The 16,972-nt window shown below is 69.9% G+C and carries 16 protein-coding genes and 3 pseudogenes; 14 read left to right on the top strand and 5 right to left on the bottom strand.

Going from position 1 to position 16,972, the window contains the following annotated elements; genetic code table 11:
- Positions 1–2 precede the first annotated feature (2 nt).
- On the top strand, positions 3–1,112 hold the full coding sequence (locus tag IE255_RS18450; RefSeq protein ID WP_190051409.1) for a beta propeller repeat protein: 1,110 nt from the start codon (positions 3–5) through the stop codon (positions 1,110–1,112).
- Between the two features lie 52 nt (positions 1,113–1,164).
- Here the strand turns inward: IE255_RS18450 and IE255_RS18445 are convergent, their stop codons facing one another.
- Positions 1,165–2,118, bottom strand: a complete 954-nt coding sequence (locus tag IE255_RS18445; RefSeq protein WP_190051408.1) for an AraC family transcriptional regulator — start codon at positions 2,116–2,118, stop codon at positions 1,165–1,167.
- Between the two features lie 98 nt (positions 2,119–2,216).
- Here IE255_RS18445 and IE255_RS18440 point away from each other — a divergent pair, with 98 nt between their 5' ends.
- On the top strand, positions 2,217–2,645 hold the full coding sequence (locus IE255_RS18440) for a pyridoxamine 5'-phosphate oxidase family protein (RefSeq protein ID WP_190051407.1): 429 nt from the start codon (positions 2,217–2,219) through the stop codon (positions 2,643–2,645).
- 49 nt (positions 2,646–2,694) lie between these two features.
- On the opposite strand, the gene IE255_RS18435 is transcribed toward IE255_RS18440, so the two are convergent.
- Together IE255_RS18435 and IE255_RS18430 are read right to left on the bottom strand one after the other, a co-directional pair.
- Positions 2,695–3,129, bottom strand: coding sequence for a VOC family protein (locus tag IE255_RS18435; protein ID WP_190051406.1), 435 nt, complete (start codon positions 3,127–3,129; stop codon positions 2,695–2,697).
- Between the two features lie 214 nt (positions 3,130–3,343).
- Positions 3,344–3,526, bottom strand: a complete 183-nt coding sequence (locus tag IE255_RS18430) for a hypothetical protein (protein ID WP_190051405.1) — start codon at positions 3,524–3,526, stop codon at positions 3,344–3,346.
- Between the two features lie 197 nt (positions 3,527–3,723).
- On the opposite strand from IE255_RS18430, the gene IE255_RS18425 reads away from it, so the two are divergent.
- The 4 genes from IE255_RS18425 (at position 3,724) to IE255_RS18410 (ending at position 9,037) form a co-directional block, all read left to right on the top strand.
- Positions 3,724–6,501 carry an SEL1-like repeat protein gene (locus tag IE255_RS18425; RefSeq protein ID WP_190051404.1) on the top strand — a complete coding sequence of 926 codons (2,778 nt, stop codon included), beginning with the start codon at positions 3,724–3,726 and terminating at the stop codon, positions 6,499–6,501.
- 96 nt (positions 6,502–6,597) lie between these two features.
- Entirely contained in the window at positions 6,598–7,341 is a 744-nt protein-coding gene (locus tag IE255_RS18420; RefSeq protein ID WP_190051403.1) for an SDR family oxidoreductase, read from the top strand.
- A 13-nt stretch (positions 7,342–7,354) separates the two neighbouring features.
- On the top strand, positions 7,355–8,467 hold the full coding sequence (locus IE255_RS18415; RefSeq protein WP_372487620.1) for a sigma-70 family RNA polymerase sigma factor: 1,113 nt from the start codon (positions 7,355–7,357) through the stop codon (positions 8,465–8,467).
- A gap of 60 nt (positions 8,468–8,527) precedes the next feature.
- Entirely contained in the window at positions 8,528–9,037 is a 510-nt protein-coding gene (locus IE255_RS18410) for a hypothetical protein (RefSeq protein WP_190051401.1), read from the top strand.
- A 112-nt stretch (positions 9,038–9,149) separates the two neighbouring features.
- Here the strand turns inward: IE255_RS18410 and IE255_RS18405 are convergent.
- Positions 9,150–9,335: pseudogene (locus tag IE255_RS18405) on the bottom strand (CorA family divalent cation transporter); the annotation flags it as partial.
- Between the two features lie 249 nt (positions 9,336–9,584).
- On the opposite strand from IE255_RS18405, the pseudogene IE255_RS40570 reads away from it, so the two are divergent.
- From IE255_RS40570 to IE255_RS18390, 3 genes and pseudogenes are all read left to right on the top strand, one after another.
- Positions 9,585–10,381, top strand: a pseudogene (locus IE255_RS40570) (site-specific integrase); the annotation flags it as partial.
- Positions 10,382–10,577: 196 nt separating this feature from the next.
- Positions 10,578–11,005, top strand: a pseudogene (locus tag IE255_RS39240) (cation transporter); the annotation flags it as partial.
- Positions 11,006–11,328: 323 nt separating this feature from the next.
- Positions 11,329–11,523, top strand: a complete 195-nt coding sequence (locus tag IE255_RS18390) for a hypothetical protein (protein ID WP_190051399.1) — start codon at positions 11,329–11,331, stop codon at positions 11,521–11,523.
- Between the two features lie 198 nt (positions 11,524–11,721).
- Here IE255_RS18390 and IE255_RS18385 read toward each other — a convergent pair whose 3' ends face one another.
- A complete protein-coding gene (locus tag IE255_RS18385; protein ID WP_190051398.1) occupies positions 11,722–12,390 on the bottom strand; it encodes a helix-turn-helix domain-containing protein in 669 nt (222 codons plus the stop codon).
- A gap of 563 nt (positions 12,391–12,953) precedes the next feature.
- Between IE255_RS18385 and solA the strand changes: the two genes are divergently transcribed.
- From solA to IE255_RS18360, 5 genes are all read left to right on the top strand, one after another.
- Complete coding sequence (solA, locus tag IE255_RS18380; protein ID WP_190051397.1) at positions 12,954–14,093, top strand: N-methyl-L-tryptophan oxidase; 1,140 nt, start codon at positions 12,954–12,956, stop codon at positions 14,091–14,093.
- A gap of 43 nt (positions 14,094–14,136) precedes the next feature.
- The gene (locus tag IE255_RS18375; RefSeq protein WP_190051396.1) at positions 14,137–14,337 is read left to right on the top strand and encodes a hypothetical protein; all 201 of its coding nucleotides are present in this window, start codon (positions 14,137–14,139) and stop codon (positions 14,335–14,337) included.
- 9 nt (positions 14,338–14,346) lie between these two features.
- The gene (locus tag IE255_RS18370) at positions 14,347–14,553 is read left to right on the top strand and encodes a hypothetical protein (protein WP_190051395.1); all 207 of its coding nucleotides are present in this window, start codon (positions 14,347–14,349) and stop codon (positions 14,551–14,553) included.
- Positions 14,554–14,650: 97 nt separating this feature from the next.
- Positions 14,651–15,754 carry an ABC transporter substrate-binding protein gene (locus IE255_RS18365; protein ID WP_190051394.1) on the top strand — a complete coding sequence of 368 codons (1,104 nt, stop codon included), beginning with the start codon at positions 14,651–14,653 and terminating at the stop codon, positions 15,752–15,754.
- Positions 15,747–16,886, top strand: a complete 1,140-nt coding sequence (locus tag IE255_RS18360) for an ABC transporter ATP-binding protein (RefSeq protein ID WP_190051393.1) — start codon at positions 15,747–15,749, stop codon at positions 16,884–16,886. Before IE255_RS18365 ends, IE255_RS18360 begins: the two co-directional genes overlap by 8 nt.
- Positions 16,887–16,972 lie beyond the last annotated feature (86 nt).

The raw sequence follows: 16,972 nt of genomic DNA, 5'->3' as shown, positions 1-16,972 counted from the left end.
CCATGGCACGCAGACTTCTGGTCGCGGCCCTCGCCGTCGCCCTGACCCTCATGGCGGTCATGAGCTCGACCGCGGCGGAAACCGGCTCCTGGCAACACGTTCCGGTCCCGGCACAGGTACGCCCGCAGGCCGGGCTGAACGAGGCCGTGGCGCTGGGGCCGGACCGGGCGTGGGCGGTGGGTGCCGACGCCGTCGGCCGCGAGGCGCCGGGCTTCCCGCTGGTGCTGCGCTGGAACGGAACCGCGTGGCAGCGCCAGAGTCTGCCCGGGATCGGCTGGCAGGGAGAGCTGCTGTCCATCGCCGCGACCTCACCGACCGCGGTCTGGGCGGTCGGCCGCGACTCGGCGGGCGGTGCCCGCCTGCTGCGCTTCGACGGCACCGCCTGGCACGAGAGCCGGCCGCCGCGCGGTGTCGTACTGACCGAGGTCGTCGCCGGCGGCGGTGAGATCTGGCTGATCGGTTCACGGGACGGCGCGCAGGTACTGCTGCGCCGGGACGGGCGTGGCTGGCAGGACGTACCGGCGCCACCGGGAGCCGTGTACGGCTTGCACGTCCTGGCGGCCGACGACGTCTGGGCGGCGGGCGAGACCGCGTCGGGGGCGGCCGTGTCGCACTGGAACGGCCGGACGTGGCAGCAGACGGTCGTCGACGGCTTCCCGCGGTCGGCCGTGGGCAGTGTGCTGGCGGTCTCGCCGACGGAGGTGTGGGCGGGCGGCACGGCCGGCTTTGTCGGCGGTCCGCCGGGCCGGCCGATTCCGCCCCTGCTGGTCCGCTGGGACGGGCAGGAGTGGAGCCGGGTCACCGTGCCCGCGGACTTCGGCTCGATCAGCTCACTGACGCCCGGCGCCTCCGGCGGGCTGGCCTGGGTCTCGGTGGCCGGCTCGCAGAAGTGGGGCCAGCCGGGCAGCTCTCCGCCGCTGGTGCCCGGGCCGGACTTCCTCGCCTGGAACGGACAGTCGTTCACCGAGTACGGCGAACCGGCGGTGGCCGGGGAGGGCGACTCCAGGACGCTGCGACTGGCGCCGGTGCCGGGCACGGCGACGGTGTGGTCGGTCGGCCGCGCCGCCGGCCCCGAGAACACCTTCGCACCGCGCGTCCTGCGGTTCGGCTGAACACCCGGCCCGGGCCCGCGGGCCACCCACAGTCGGGAGTGGCCCCTGGTCCCTAAGCGACCGGGGAGGCAGCGGTCGCGGTGCGCCGGAACTCGCTCGGGTTGACGCCTCGGACCCGTTTGAACGCGGCGCTGAAACCGAACGGGTCGGCGTAACCCACGGTGCGGGCGATGTCCGCGACGGTTGCGGTTTCCCGCTCGACCAGGAGGTCCGCCGCGAGCGTCATGCGCCAGCGGGTGAGGTAGGTCAGCGGCGGTTCGCCGACCAGGTCGGCGAACCGCTTGGCCAGCGTGGAACGCGACACCCCGGTGCGCTCGGCCAGCGCGGCGACCGTCCAGGGCGCCGCCGGCTCGGCGTGCAGCAGGCGCAGCGCGTCACCGACCACGGGGTCCCGCTGGGCGGCCCACCAGGCCGGGGGCTCGCCGCCGGGCCGGTCGAACCACTCGCGCAGCGCGCAGACCAGCATCCAGTCCAGCAGCCGGTCGAGGACGACTTGCTGGCCCGGGGTGTCGACGGCGACCTCGGCGGCGAGGTGGTCCAGCACGGCGTCGGCCGTTCCCCCGGCGTCCACGCGCAGCACGACGGGCAGCGCGTCCAGCAGCCGGCGGCTGATCTCACCGCGCACGGGATAGGCGCCGACGATCAGGGTCGTAGCGGCGCCGTCACCTGTGTCACCGCCGTGGTCGGTCCAGCCGAGCCGGTGCCGTGTCCCGCCCTGCTCGGGCGTCGCGCAGTGCTCGCCGCACGCGATCGGTTCGGCCCGGGTGCCGACCTCGTCGACGAAGGTGAACGTCGCGGGGCCGCGCACGACGATCGTCTCGCGGGCGCGCAGCGGCTCGGGCGGACGGTGCTCCGGCACGATCCAGCCCGCCCCGGTCAGGACGGTGCACAGGGTCAGCGGCGCGCCGTCCACGAAGTGCAGTGCCCAGGGCGGGGACAGGGTCGAGCTGCCGAACAACGAGCCGTGGGCTCGCACCCCACGGATCAGGTCACTGAACGCGTCCACCACAAGGAGGTTAGACGAAGGGACAGTTGGACGAACAGACAGGCAATCCGGCTTTCTGCCTATGGGTTCGTCCGGGTCGGCCGTGTTCAATCGGCGTCATGAGCACCGACGCCGGTTCACTGACCCCCCAGGACCTCGAGTTCCTCCGTCGCCCCCTGCACGGGTTCCTGTCCGTGGCCGCCGGGCCGCTCCCGCCGCAGCCCCGGCCGGTGTGGTTCGAGGCGACTGCCGAGGGCACGATCCAACTGTTCACGGCCCCGGACTCGCTCAAAGTGCGGCGGCTGCGCCGCGACCCCCGCGCCTCGATCGTCGTCGCCGCCCCCGTGGGTGAACGCGAGCGCTGGGTGTCGGTCGCCGGCCGCACCACGGTGGAACCCGACGGGGCACACGACCTGTGCGCCCGCCTGGCCGCTCGCTACTGGGACCTCGACGACCCGGCCCGCGCGGACGACCTCGCCGGAATGCTGGCGACGGAACAGGTCCGCCTGGTCATCCATCCGGAGACGGTGAGTCGCTACACGAACTAGCCGACCTCCAGCGCGAACCCGCCTGGCGCCTCGCCGTCTCGGAGGCTGCTCAATCGAGGCAGAACTCGTTGCCCTCGATGTCCTGCATCACGATGCACGACTCGTTCTCCTCATCGGCAAGCATCGTGCGCAGGTGTACCGCGCCGAGCGCGACCAGCCGTGCGCATTCGGCCTCGAGGGTGGCGAGGCGCTCGTCACCCACGAGCCCGGTGCCGGCCCGCACGTCGAGATGCACCCGGTTCTTGACGACCTTCCCTTCGGGAACGCGCTGGAAGAACAGCCGCGGGCCCACACCTGAGGGATCACTGCAGGCGAACCACGCGTCCCGCTCCTCAGGCGGCAGCGAGCGATTGAAATCGTCCCAAGTGGCGAACCCCTCCGGCGGTGACGGCGCGACGTACCCCAACACCTCGCACCAGAAACGAGCGAGGCGCTCGGGTTCCGCGCAGTCGAAGGTGACTTGGACCTGCTTGACCGAAGACATCGGGGCACCATAGCAGGGCGCGTTTCAGCTAGGGCCTGTCGTTTGGATCACGCCGCAGACGCGGGGTCTGGCACGCGCATCTGCCGCGTTGTCGTCGGTTGCCGACGCTCCGCGTCGACGCCCTCCTCCGCCTTGCAGCTGCACGCACCAGACCCCGCTCACCGGCGCTGAAAAGTACCGTCACTTCCCTGCGACCTGATCCAAACGACAGGCCCTAGTTGTACGCGCTGACCCCCGCCAGATACAGGGCGCAGGCGGTGCCGGCGGCGCTGCCGCCGATCAGGAGGGCCAGGGCAGGGCGGGTGCCCCCGCGCCAGGCGGTGAAGGCGGCGGCGCAGCCGATGTGCAGGGCCATGGACAGCGCCAGAAGCAGTGTCAGCACCTGGAGCGTGGACATCGCGGTGTCTCCTCTGGATGAGTGGCCCCCCTGTGCGGGGGCCGGCCGGGGAGGGACGCTGCCTGTCCGGTGGCGTGTCCTGCCGCTGTACGCGGTGGAATTGGACGGATGGCCCGCCGGGCTTCCGGTGAGGCGCCTAGCCTGTTGGCGTCCGGCGATGTCCGTTCCGGACATCGGACGGGAGGCGCGGGACGGGGATGGGCAGGACGCCGGACTTCTTCGAGAATCTGCGGCGGGTGGGAGTCCTCAAGCGGAGCCGTCTGGGTGGGCGGCCGTCGGACTATGCCCTGTCCAAGGTGGTGCGGCCGTCGGTGTCCCGGGACACCGTCGGGGCGTGGCTGCGGGGGGAGCGATTCCCGCAGCAGCCGCAGCAACTGCTGACCGTCCTGGCTCATATCCGGGCTGCGGCCGCCGCGGAGGGCCTTCTGCGAAGGCGCGCGGACGATGCCTCCGGCGAGAGCGTCGCCGACCTGCTGGACGAAGGCCGCTGGCAGGACATGTGGGGTACGGAGCAGCGGCGCCGTACCGAGGCGAAGCGGGAATCCGTACAACGGCAGCAGGCGTACCAGGCCCTCACAGCTGAGGAACGGGCGAAGCGCCAGGCAGCACTGGCTGACTGTCCCCGCCCCGTCCGGTCCTGGACGGCACAGCGGCTCGGGGTGCACCCGGCCATTCCCGGAGATCCCGTGGACCCGGACGGCGCCGGGTTCGTCCTGCCCGCCTACGTGTCCCGCCCTCACGACGATCGGCTCCGCCGGCAACTGTCCGCCGGCGTGGCCGAAGACGCGACCCCGCTGCTGGTGGTGGTCCGGGGGGAGTCCTGCACCGGCAAGACCCGCACGGCCTTCGAAGCCCTGAACGCGACCGTCCCGGACGACTTCCACCTGCTCTTCCCCACGGACACCGACAGCCTCCTGGCCGCCCTGGACGCGGACGCCCTGGAGCCCCGGACCGTCCTGTGGCTGAACGAGGCGCAGAACTACCTGACCGGTCCCTCCGGCGAGGCAGCGGCGGCTGCCCTGCTGCGCCGCCTCGACGCCGACGGCCCCTTCATCGTGGTCGCCACCCTGTGGCCCGTCCACGACCAAACCCTCACCGCGGTCCCCGCACCTGGCACGCCCGACCCGCACCGGCAGGCCCGGAAGCTGCTGGACCAGGCGCACTACGTCTACCTTCCCGCATCCTTCGCCGACGACCTGGACGCCGTCTGCCGCGAGGCCGGGCGGGACCGGTCTCTGTCCGCGGCCCTCGATGCCGGCGGAGCCGAGCTCACCCAGACCCTGGCCGCCGGACCCGACCTGGTCACCCACTACGAGCACCCCGCCGACCCGCACGGCGTCTACGGCAGCGCCCTGATCAGCGCGGCCATGGACGCCCACCGCCTCGGCGTGACGGGGCCGCTGCCGCTGGACTTTCTCCGCGAGGCCGCCCCGGGCTACCTCACCGACCGCGCACGCGCCGGCGCTGACCCCGACTGGTACACCGCCGCCCTCGCCTGCGCCCGCACCCTGATCAAACAGGTCGCCAGGCCCTTGCAGGACGTCCCCCGCCCCTCAGGGATGGGCGCGCTCCCCGGCGTCGTCCGCCTGGCCGACTACCTCCAGCAGCACGGCCACCAGAGCCGCTGGACTCTGTATCCGCCCGCCTCGTTCTGGAGCGCGGCCGCTCGGCATCTCACCCTCTCAGCGGACCTCGTCGCCCTGGCCCACTCCGCCTACCGCCGGTTCCGGTACCGCCACGCCGCGCTTCTCTACCGGACCGCCGCCGACCTGGGGCATCCCGAGGGCCCCCCGCACTTGGCGCGGATGCAGGAGAGAGCCGGGGACCGGGAGGAGGCCGAACGGCTCGCCCGCCGCGCGGCCGACGCCGGGCACCCCGACGCCTTGTGGATGCTCGCGCGGATGCGCCACGCGGCCGGGGACCTACGGGATGCCGAACGGCTGTACAGGGCTGCCGCCGACGTCGGACACGCGGACGCTCTGCCGGAGGTCGCACACCTGCGGGTGAGGGCTGGGGACCGGGAGGAGGCCGAACGGCTGTACCGCGAGGCCGCCGAAGCCGGACACCGCGTAGCCATGTCGATCCTGGCAGCGATCCGGGAGCGGGCCGGGGACCGGGAGGAGGCCGAACGACTCGCCCGCCAGGCCGCCGATGCGGGAGATCCCGAGGTCCTGCGGAGGGTGGCGTGGATGCGGGAGAAGGCCGGGGAGCGGCAGGAAGCCGAACGGCTGTACCGCGCCGGCGTCGATGCCGGGTTCTCCGACGCCGTCGAGGATCTGGCGCGGATGCGGGAGAAGGCCGGGGACCGGCAGGAAGCCGAACGGCTCGCCCACGGAAACCCGGACGCCTTGGGGCTCCTGGCACAGATGCGGGAGAGGGCCGGTGACCGGCAGGAAGCCGAACGTCTCGCCCGCCGGGCCGCCGACGCCGGATCCACCAGCGCCCTGTGGGTGATCGCGCGCATGCGGGAGAGGGACGGTGATCCGGCGGAAGCCGAACGGCTGTACCGCGCCAACGCCGAGGCCAGGGCCCCCCGCGCCCAATGGGAGTTGGCACGGATGCGGGAAGCGGCCGGGGACACGGAGGAAGCCGAACGGCTGTACCGCGAGATCGCCGAACCCGGGAACCCCGAGGCCACCGACGCCCTGACGCAGCTGGCCCGGATGCGGGAGGCGGCCGGGGACACGGAGGAAGCCGAACGGCTGTACCGCCAAGTCGTCAGACCCGGGAACCCCGCCGTCACCGACGTGCTGATGCGGCTGGCCCGGATACGGGAGACGGCCGGGGACACGGAGGAAGCGGAACGGCTACGCCACCAGGCCATCAACGCCGGGAAGCTCACCGATGCCTTCCAGGGCATGTACGTGGTCGCGCGGCACGGATCATTCCAGGCATTCCTGCGCTACGGCATCGAAACAGACGGAACATTGGCCGAGCCGTGGGCGTGGCCACCACCACGCCCTCGCGAGCTGTGACGCACATCACTCACTGATTCCGGCTGCGGCGACGGGTTTTCCTTTCCAGGCTGGTCTTGATGCGGACCGAACCCGACCACCACCGTGGAGTGTCCGATGTCCGATCTCTTCCAGTCCGCCGTCGTCACCGGTGCCGGCCGCGGCTTCGGGCGCGCGATCGCCGCCGCGCTCGTCGCAGCCGGCACCAGCGTCGTCGGTATCTCCCGCGACGAGGAGGAACTGCGCGCCGTACGCGACGCACTCGGCGAGGGCTTCACACCCGTCGCCGCCGATGCCACCGGTGAAGCGCTGGCACAGGACGTGATCCGTGAACACCGCCCCGGCCTGCTCGTCCTCAACGCCGGGGCCACGCCCCACATGGCGCCCGTGCACGAGCAGACCTGGGAGACCTTCAGCCGCAACTGGCACACCGACACCCGGCACGTCTTCACCTGGGTGCGGGCGGCCCTGCGGGAGCCGCTGGAGCCGGGCAGTGTCGTCGTCGCGATGTCCAGCGGCGCCGCCCTGGGCGGCTCCCCGCTCAGCGGCGGATACGCCAGCGCCAAGGCCGCCGTCCGGTACATCCGCGGATACGCGGCCGACGAGGCGCAGCGGGCTGGCCTCGGCATCCGGTTCCACGCGCTGCTCCCGAACATGACCCCGGCCGGGGGCGTCGGCTCGGTCGCGGTCGACGGCTACGCCGCGCGCCAGGGCGTCGGCCGGGACACCTTCGTCGTGGGCCGGGAGCAGCCGCTCCTGACCCCGGATCAGGTCGCCAAGGCCGTCCTGGACGTCGCCCAGGATCCCGGCAGCGATGCGGAGTACCGGGTCGGCGGTACCGGACTGCGCCCCATCGGCTGAGCGGCTGCCTACAGTGAATCCCACCGCACCCTCGAAAGAAGCCGCGATGCCGTCGGACGCCGAGTTCGCCGCTCTGACCGAACCGTTCCGGCCGGAGCTGCTCGCGCACTGCTACCGGATCCTCGGCTCGATCCACGACGCCGAGGACCTGGTGCAGGAGACCTACCTGCGAGCGTGGCGGGCGTTCGGCCGGTTCGAAGGACGCTCCTCGCTGCGGCGGTGGCTGTACAAGATCGCCACGATGGCCTGCCTGACGGCGCTGGAAACGCGCTCCCGGCGGCCCCTGCCGTCGGGACTCGGCGCGCCCGAGGAGGACCACCGGGTGGCCGTGGCCGCTCGGGAGCCGTCGGTGGCGTGGCTCCAGCCGGCGCCCGACGCCCTGCTCGGCGCCGACGACCCGGCGGCGGTCGTAGCCGGGAGGGCGGGAGTGCGGCTCGCCTTCATCGCCGCGCTCCAGGTCCTCTCCGCCCGGCAGCGGGCCGTGCTGACGTTGCGTGACGTCCTGGCGTTCCGGACCGCCGAGGTCGCCGAGATGCTGGACACGACGACGGCGGCCGTCGACAGCGCGCTGCGCCGCGCCCGGGCCCGCCTGGCCGATGCCGGCCCGGCCTGGGACGAACTGGCCGAGCCGGACGAGGAGACCCGGCGCACCCTCCTCGACGGCTACGTCGACGCGTTCACCCGGGCCGACCCCGACGCGATGGTGAGGCTGTTGCATGCCGACGTCGAGCTGGAGATGCCGCCGACCCCGACCTGGTTCACCGGCCGGCGGGCCGTCGTCGGGTTCCTGGCCGGACGGGTACTGCGCCACCCGGACCAGTGGCGGATGGTGCCCACCGGCGCCAACGGCCAGCCCGCCGCCGTCGTCTACCACCGCGCGGGCGACGGCCGGTACGAGGCACACGGCGTCCAGGTCCTGACCCTGCTCGGGGACCGCGTCGCCCGCATCACGGCGTTCAACGACCCGGGCCTGGTACCGGCGTTCGGTCTCGCGCCCGCGCTGACCAGGTCGAGTTGCCCAGGCGAACGGTTCTTTCCATGCGATTGCCACCGCCGATATCGAAAGACCGATGAAGAGGGGTGTATGAGTTCCGCAAGCGGCAGCCTGAGTATGAGACCCGACTGAGATGCAGGCCATGCGGGCATTATGCTGCTCGCGACTCAACTGATGACGTGCGAGGTGCCCTTGAGCAGGCTGCTGTATGTTTTCGAGACGGTGGTCTCTCCAAGTCATCGCATCTTTGGGCTGGTTGACACGAGTGTCGATACGTATGCACCACATGCGGATCGCGCGAATTGGCTTCTTTCCGCCCCTGGCATGGTCTATCTACAGGTGCCGCCCCAAGTGATCCGGGCGTCTGTGCGGTTGGAGAGTTGGTCAACGGTCCCCCCGGCAAGCGATGCTCAATGGTCCGGTGCGGATGACGTGGAGGTGGAGCTTCCCGGCGGCGATCTCGCGCTGGAGACCATCGATGGCGGGCAGAAAGAAGTCCCCTTGATCCTGCCCTCGTCCGGCTTGTACCGGATGCGATGGCAGTGGATATTCAATCGTGCAGGCGGGCCTTTCACCTCTCCGTTGGCGGGACACCGGGAATCCTTGCCCATGCCGCCGGGGCACGAAGAGAAACTGAATGGCGCGGATCAATACTGCCTGGTCCAGATCTGGCGCACAGCCGCCAGTGAGGGGACTGAGTGAAAGAAATACGGGGGCCGGTCTGGTGGACCAGCCCCCGCACGATGACCATCCCGGGCCGCCCCGGGACGGCGGCGTTGTTGCACAGTCGCCGATGTGGTCCGCGACCGCGGCCTCAGAGCCAGTCCCGCCGCTTGAAGATGACGTACAAACTGGTGCAGACAACCCCCATCAGGGCGATCGCGAAGGGGTATCCGAACGCCCAGTGCAACTCCGGCATGTGTGTGAAGTTCATGCCGTAGATCGTCCCGACCAGCGTCGGAGCGAACAGGATCGCCGCCCGCGACGAGATCTTCTTGAAGTCGTCGCCCTCAACGGCTGACCTGCGTGAACCGCTATACGAGCCGTGCTGACCTGCGACTTGGCTTCTTTCCGGGGCTTTCATGATGACGCCATTTTGCGCGGTCGATTCTCCCCAGCCGAGGGCCTCACGGCGTCCGGATGCTGCCGGTCAGAGGTATGTTCGGGTATACGGACCAGCTACGCACAGTGAGTCCAGGGCCGCCCATCGCTGTGAGGGCGGTGATCGCTCCGGTCGCGAAGATCTCGCGAGTTGGGCAGTCATCCGCTGGAGAAGATCCGATGGCGGGTGCCCAAGCCGGTCATCGCGGTGGACCCGCGGGTGGTGGCCAACCCTCACCAGGCACGGGATCTGCTGAACGCCGTCACCTACGTGGGCGGCTATCGGCGTGCCGGTGGCCATCGGCTGGTCGGGTTCTTCGCCGGCATGTACTACGCGGGTCCGCGTCCGGAGGAGGCGGTTGCGGTGGCGCTGCCGGACTGCCGCATGCCTTGCACCGGTTGGGGGCGGTTGGTCCTGCATCGCACGCTGCCGCAGGCGGGCAAGCGGTAGACCGACACCGGCAAGTTCCACGACGAGCGTGGGCTGAAGAACCGCCCGCCGGGAGAGACGCGGGTGGTGCCGTTGCCACCGCACCTGGTGACGCTGTGGAGGGAGCACGTCGCCACGTTCGGCACGGCTGACGACGGCCGGCTGTTCTTCACCGAGCAGGGCCGGATCATCACTTACACCACTTACAACCGGGTCTGGCACGAGACCCGCGAACTGGCTCTGCCGCCCGCCCTCACCAGCACCCCGCTCGCGAAACGCCCCTATGACCTGCGCCACTCGGCCCTGTCCACCTGGCTGTGCGCGGGCGTCGACCCCGCCGAGGGCGCCCAACGGGACGGGAACAGTGTCGAGGTCCTGCTGTCCCGCTACGCCAAGTGCCTTTATGACCGGCAGTCCATCAGCAACCAACGTATCGAAGGGTCCTGAGCACCAACGACCAGCCGCCCGAGCTCGATGAACAGGACGAGGATCAGCTTCGTCGCACGAGCTGCTGACGGCTCACCAGCCGAACTCCATCTGGACAGGGATGCCGTCGATGACCTCGGTCTGGGCGGCGGGCGCTACCTCGACCGGCAGGCCTGTCGCGCCCGGCATGCACGGCACCGGGACGAACCGGAGCGGCGACGGAGGCGGGAGCGGTGGCATGGAAGACATGCAGGACATGCCGGGCATGCACGGAAGCGACGGCTGATGGGCACGGAACCGGAGACATCCTCTTGACCACCGATCTGAAGGTGGGCGGGATGACCTGCGCGGCCTGTGTGAAGCGCGTGGAGAAGAAGCTCGCCAAGCTGGACGGGGTGACGGCGACCGTCAACCTGGCCACCGGGCGGGCCCGGGTCAGCCATCCGGCGCACGTCCGTCGTGAGGAACTCGTCGCGACGGTCGAGAAGGCCGGCTACACCGCCGCCCTCCCCGAGCCTCCCAAGAAGAACCGGGAGCACCAGAACCAGCAGGCCCAGGGCGAGTCCGGCGAGGCCCGGCAGGAACGCGACCGGCTGCTGATCACCGCGCTGCTCTCGGTGCCCGTGCTCGTGCTGTCGATGGTGCCCGCCTGGCAATTCCGCAACTGGCAATGGCTGTGCTTCGCAGGGAACCCAATCGCCCAACCCACAGCAGCGGCCTACTCGAATCGGCGCACTGTTCAGCCCACCGATCATGTCCAGGACTTTGCGATGGCAATGTCATCGGCATCGCTCAGGAGTGTGGATCTTCCCGGCCGCAGTGATGTGATCCCGTACTTCACGGATGAACGCCCGCGGTGCGAAAGGGCTGACGCGTTGTGAGTCGAACCATGCGAGGACGCGAACTCGGGCGCGTCCCAGCACCAACGACAACGACTGAACAACCCGCAACACCATTCGTGGCCACCATGCTGGAGTGGGTGTGGTGCATGGGAGTGTCATGAATTAGGTGGAAGCCCTATCAGAAGGGACACCTGATGGACACGAAGACCGGTCACGTGGTCGAGGACGCTGACGGCGTGTCGGTTGCGGTGCTGGACCGGAGCGTTGACGGTGCCGGCGTGGCAAACGCGATGACGAAAGGCCGCGTTCCCTGGTGCATTCTCGCCCCCCGCGCCAGCGGGAACGTGTACCTCAGCCTGCATTCCTCAATGCCTGCCAGGGTTGACTGAGCGGGCTCACTACGACGGCTGAGCACCTTGCGGCAGTGGACGTTGCCGTACTCGTCGTAGAAGGCCAGGTCAGTGACGGTGCCGCCGTGACAACCAGGTGCAAGTCGGAGATGTGCGGAGATTCAGAGAGTGGGCGCCTCAGCGGACCGTCGGCGGGTGCTCATCCTGTTGTCCGTCCGGTGGACAGGCGTATCGGCGTCAGAAGGACGGGGGAGTGCAGGCGCTGATCACGACGACAGGCACCTCGCCGATGTTCGCCCACCAGTGCGGCAGGGATGCCTGCAGTGAGATCGTGTCGCCCGGCCCCAGGTCGTGCACGTCGTCGGCCACGTGGGCCCGCAAGCGGCCTTCCAGCACATGGACTGCCTCTTCGCCCTCATGCTGGAAGGGCCTCGCACGACCATCGAAACCGGGCGGTACCACACACCGCATCATCTCCAGCGGCCGCTGGAGATCGGGTGTGAGCAGTTCGTAAACCAGTTGTTCCTGCGGCAGTACCAGCTTCTTCCGGCCGCCGGAAGGGACGACGGCACACTGCCTCCTGGGGAGGACGTCGCTCTCTGTGTCAACGGACTCCTCGTCCGGTGTCGTCTTATAGAAGAGATGCGCCAACGGCACATCGAGTGCCGCTGCGATTTTCTGCAGGGTCAGCAGGGACGGGTTTCCTTGCCCTCGCTCGAACTGGCTGAGCAGACCCTCGCTGATCTCCGCGGCGGCTGCGAACCTCTTCAGCGACATACCGCGCTGCGCTCGCGCGTCGCGAAGCAGCCGGCCGAGCGCACGGGTATCAGCAGTTTCCTTGGCGACCGCCCGGGTGTCACTGGCTCTCATGACGGTTTGCGGGTCGTGGCTCTCCTCGACGGACATGTCTGGGAAGTGTGCACCAAGGTGAGCTCACCCACAAGATGCTGAGGATCCTCGGTTTGATGAGTGCCGTCGCCCCAGCAGTTGCAGTACGCGGGGAGGAGTCCTTGCGGTTGGCGTGCAGCGAGTCGGCTTCGGCCGGGTGGCCAGGGTGGCTGCATCGTCGACTTGGCCGGCTCGGAGGTATCCCTCCGGTCTCTCCCTCTCAGGCCGGCAAGATACTCCGCTTCACATGCTGATCGGCGCACAATATGTTGCGGACACCCCCTTGACCGCCCTTCGATGGACTGCCATCCTCGTGCCACATTCCAGCTCGACGTTCCACTTTGTGGCACACGGTAAGGACTGTTCGAATCTTTCCCTTGGCTGCCACGCACTTAGGCACATCGTTATCGGAGGGCAGCTCGCGTCACGTCGGCGGCTGACGTAAGTTCCCTGCTCAACGCAATTCGCCTTGGCAACGCTGCGGCCCAGCTCCGATTCCCCGACGCCTCCCTCACGGAAATATCAGCAGCCTGTTGTGTCGGGGCCCAACGTGCGCACCCGGCGATCGGAAGGAAACCCTTGTGTCTGTCAGGAAGCGTGTCGCCGTTGTAGGCGTCGGTACGATGGGCAGTCAGGCCGCGTGGCGGCTGGCGGCCCGTGGGGCGGAGGTCGTCGGGTACGACCGGTTCGCGCCAGGCCACGATCGCAGCGCCGCGGGCGGAGAGACACGGATCTTCCGCAGCGCGCACTTCGAGGAATCCCGGTGGGTGCCGCTGCTGAAGCACGCCGACGTGCTGTGGGAGGAGCTCCAGCGGGAGACCGGCCGGGAGCTGCGGCGGCTGACCGGATGTCTGCTGATGGGCCCCACCGAGCACCGGCAGATGGCCACTGTCCTGGAGTCCATCGCCGAGCACGGCCTCGATCATGAGGTGCTCGACGTGGATGCGCTGGCCAAGCGTTTCCCGCAGTACCGTTTGGAGGAGGGTGAAGCGGCCGTGCTCGACCGCCGGGCGGGCTTCATCCGACCCGAGCTGTCCGTCCAGACTGCGGCCCGCCGCGCCGAGGAGCTGGGCGCCCGCATCCGCCGGTACACCGAGGTGAAGGAGATCGTCCCGGTCGGCTCCGGGGTGGAGGTACGCACCGACTCCTGCAGTGAGCGCTTCGACGCGGTCGTCGTCACCGTCGGCCCCTGGGTGAACGACCTGCTTCCCGACCTGCCGTGGGAGGTGGAGGTCCGCCGGCTGGTCAGCGCCTGGTACACGCCCACCACTGAGGCGTGGTTCGGTGAGGAGCGTCCCGCCTTCATCCGTACCGCCCCGCATCACTTCTACGGCCTGCCCTCCCCGGACGGCGTCTCCGTCAAGATCGGGCTCAACCGCACCCTGCACCGCCTGATCGACGGCCCCGACCGGCTGGAGCGCACTGTCCAGCCGGAGGAACTGGAGATCTTCACCGAGCTGCTCGGCCGCTTTCTGCCGGACCTGCACCCGGACCCGACCCGCCTGTCCGTCTACATGGAGGGCTACACCGAGAGCGACCGCCCCTTGGTCGGCCCGCTGCCCGGCGCCGGTAACGAGAACGTGATCCTGCTCGCCGGGTTCTCCGGCCACGGCTTCAAGCTCTCGCCCGCCTTCGGTGACATCGCCGCCGACCTTGCGCTGGACGGGGACTCCGCCCAGCCGATCGACTTCATCACGACCGTCGGCCGTATTACGGCCTGAGTGCGCCACGTTGGGCGGCACCGGGGCCTGAACGAGGAACGACATGACACTGATCATTGGCCCGCTGCGGGACGAGCCGGGCCGCAAGACCCGGGGCACCGTCCCCGTTGACCTCGGTCCCACGACCGTGGACGGCGGGCTGCTGGAGCCGGACGACGTCGTCGGCCAAGTGGTGATCTGCCCCGTGGCCAACCCGCCGGGCGTGTACGACGGGCGCCTGGGCAAGTCCCGTTGGGCGGCATGAATATCAACCGTGTCTTCCCCGGCGACCCCGAGGGAGGGCGACACCGAGCGGCCGGCGGCCTGGCTCTTCGAGAACGTGATCGAGGCGCCCCAGCACGTCACTCCGGTGACTGTCCAGCCGCGCGAGTGGGCCACCGGACAGATCCTTTACGGCATGAACGGGCTCACCGTCGCCCCCGGCGCGGAGCTCGCCGCCATCGCTCAGCCGCATGACTGACCCGGCGCCGCCCACACGCCCGTCGGCACCACCCCCCGACCCACCCTTCTCCACCCCGAACAGCTAGTCCCCACGCGCTAATTCCAGGAGATTTGTCATGAGTGATCCCATGATCGGCCGCAGAGCACTCCTGCGCGGAGCAGGCGGCCTGGCCGTCCTCGCCGCCCTGCCCTCCCTCGCCGCCTGCGGCACCGGCACCAGCCGCGCCTCGTCCGGCGGCGGCAAGGGCGGCGGCAAGACGGTGGTCGTCCGCAACAGCGGCGGTTCCTACGGCGACGCCCTCCAACAGGCGGTCTACACGCCGTTCACCCAGGAGACCGGCATCAACGTCCAGGTGGTCAACCTCCAGGCCACCCAGATGCAGGCGCAGATCAAGCAGGGCCGCCCCCAGTTCGACCTTATTGACATCGGGATGATGGACCTCGCCAAGTTCACGGCCCAGGACGCCCTGGAGACCCTGGACCCGGACCGGATCAAGAGCCTGAAGAGGGCGCAGCTCCCCAAGAACCAGGTCACCGACCATTCCGTCGCCTACAGCCTCTATGCCAACTGCATGGGGTACCGCACTGACGCCTTCGGAGGCCGTAAGCCGGAGTCGTGGGCGGACTTCTGGGACACCAAGGCGTTCAAGGGCGGCCGCTCGATGTGCAACCCGGACGCCGACCTGCCCGAGCTGGAGTTCGCGCTGCTGGCCGACGGCGTCCCGATGGACAAGCTGTACCCGCTCGACGTGGACCGTGCATTCAAGGTGCTGAGCCGGCTCCGGTCCGACATCAAGAAGTTCTGGGACAGCGGCCCGCTCCCCGGTGTGCTGCTCAGCCGCCAGGAAGTGACGATGTCCACTGTCTGGGACGGCCGGCTCGCTGATCTGCAGAAGCAGGGCGTCCCGGTCGCGCGGCAGCTCAACGGCGCCCGCCGCCAGTTCCAGGGCTACGGCATCGCCAAGGGCGCGGCCCACGTGGACGCCGCCTACCAGCTCATGGACTACGCGCTGCGTCCCGAGGTCTCGGCAGCCCTGGCCAAGGTCTTCCCGACGAGCCCATCGTCCCCGGTGGCCTACGCCAAGCTCACCAAGGAGGAGCGCAACGCGCTCGTCGGTGCGCCGCAGTACTACGACAAGGGCTTCGACGTGGACATCGACTGGTGGATCAAGAACGAAGCGGCTGTCAGCACGCGCTGGTTGGAGTGGGCTCGTGGCTGAATTCGGTGTGGCCGCACCGTCTGTCGAGGTGGCCGGCGACAAGTCGGCCACCTTGACCGGGAAACCGCTGTCGGTGGTGGCCCTGCGCAAGACGTACGGCGACGTCGTCGCCGTGGACGAGGCGTCGATGGAGATCGCCGCCGGGGAGTTCATCACCTTCCTCGGCGCCTCGGGGTCGGGCAAGACCACGACCCTGATGATGATCGCCGGGTTCTGCGAGCCGGACTCCGGCACCATCACCGTCGGGGACCGCGACGTCACGCGGCTCGCTCCGCAGAAGCGCAACCTCGGCTTCGTCTTCCAGCAGTACCTGCTCTTCCCGCACATGACCGTGCATGAGAACGTCGCCTTCCCGCTCACGCTCCGCGGCGTGCCGAAGGACGAGATCCGCCGGCGGGTGGGGGAGACCCTGGAGATCGCCGGCCTGTCCGGCTTCGGCGGCCGCCGTCCCCGCGAGCTGTCCGGTGGCCAGCAGCAGCGCGTCGCCCTGTGCCGCGCGCTGGTCTATCGCCCGCCGGTGATCCTCATGGACGAGCCGCTCGGCGCCCTGGACAAGAAGCTGCGCGACCAGCTCCAGGTCGAGATCAAGTCCATTCAGCAGGAACTCGGCCTGACCGTCATCTATGTGACGCACGATCAGGAAGAGGCGCTGGTCATGTCCGACCGCATCGCGGTGATGCGCAACGGCAGGATCGAGCAGTTCGACACGCCCCGGGAGCTGTTCGAGCGCCCGAGGACTCCCTTCGTCGCGGACTTCCTCGGCGCGGCCAACTTCATCGAAGGCCGCGTCGAACGGCACACCGACGAGCACACCCTGGTCCGCCTCGACCAGTGCGGTGGTCTGCTGACGGCCAGGCGTCACGCTCTGGCCCCCGGCACCGCGGTCAAGGCCGGCATCCAGCCGGGCCGGCTGCGGGCCGACGCGCCCGACGACGGCTTCTGTACCGGCACGGTCGAGACCGCCACCTACGTCGGCACCCTGGTCCGCGCCGGTGTACGCGTCGACGGCGGCGACGCACCGCTGCTGCGCCTGGAAGTACCGGCCGGCCGCGGACCCGTCACCGGCGAGCGGGTCGGAATCAGCGCCGACCCGGACGACGTCAACCTCTTCCCCGTCGAACAGGGCGGGTGAGCCATGGCCGCCACCCTGACCGCCAATGCCCCCGCACGGCCGCGCAAGCTGCTGGCCTCCCGCAGAACGCGGGTCGGCATCCTGTA

The organism is Streptomyces lomondensis (assembly GCF_014651035.1).
In the GTDB taxonomy this organism is placed as follows: Bacteria; Actinomycetota; Actinomycetes; order Streptomycetales; family Streptomycetaceae; genus Streptomyces; species Streptomyces lomondensis.
This window is presented reverse-complemented; position numbering and strand designations above follow the sequence as displayed.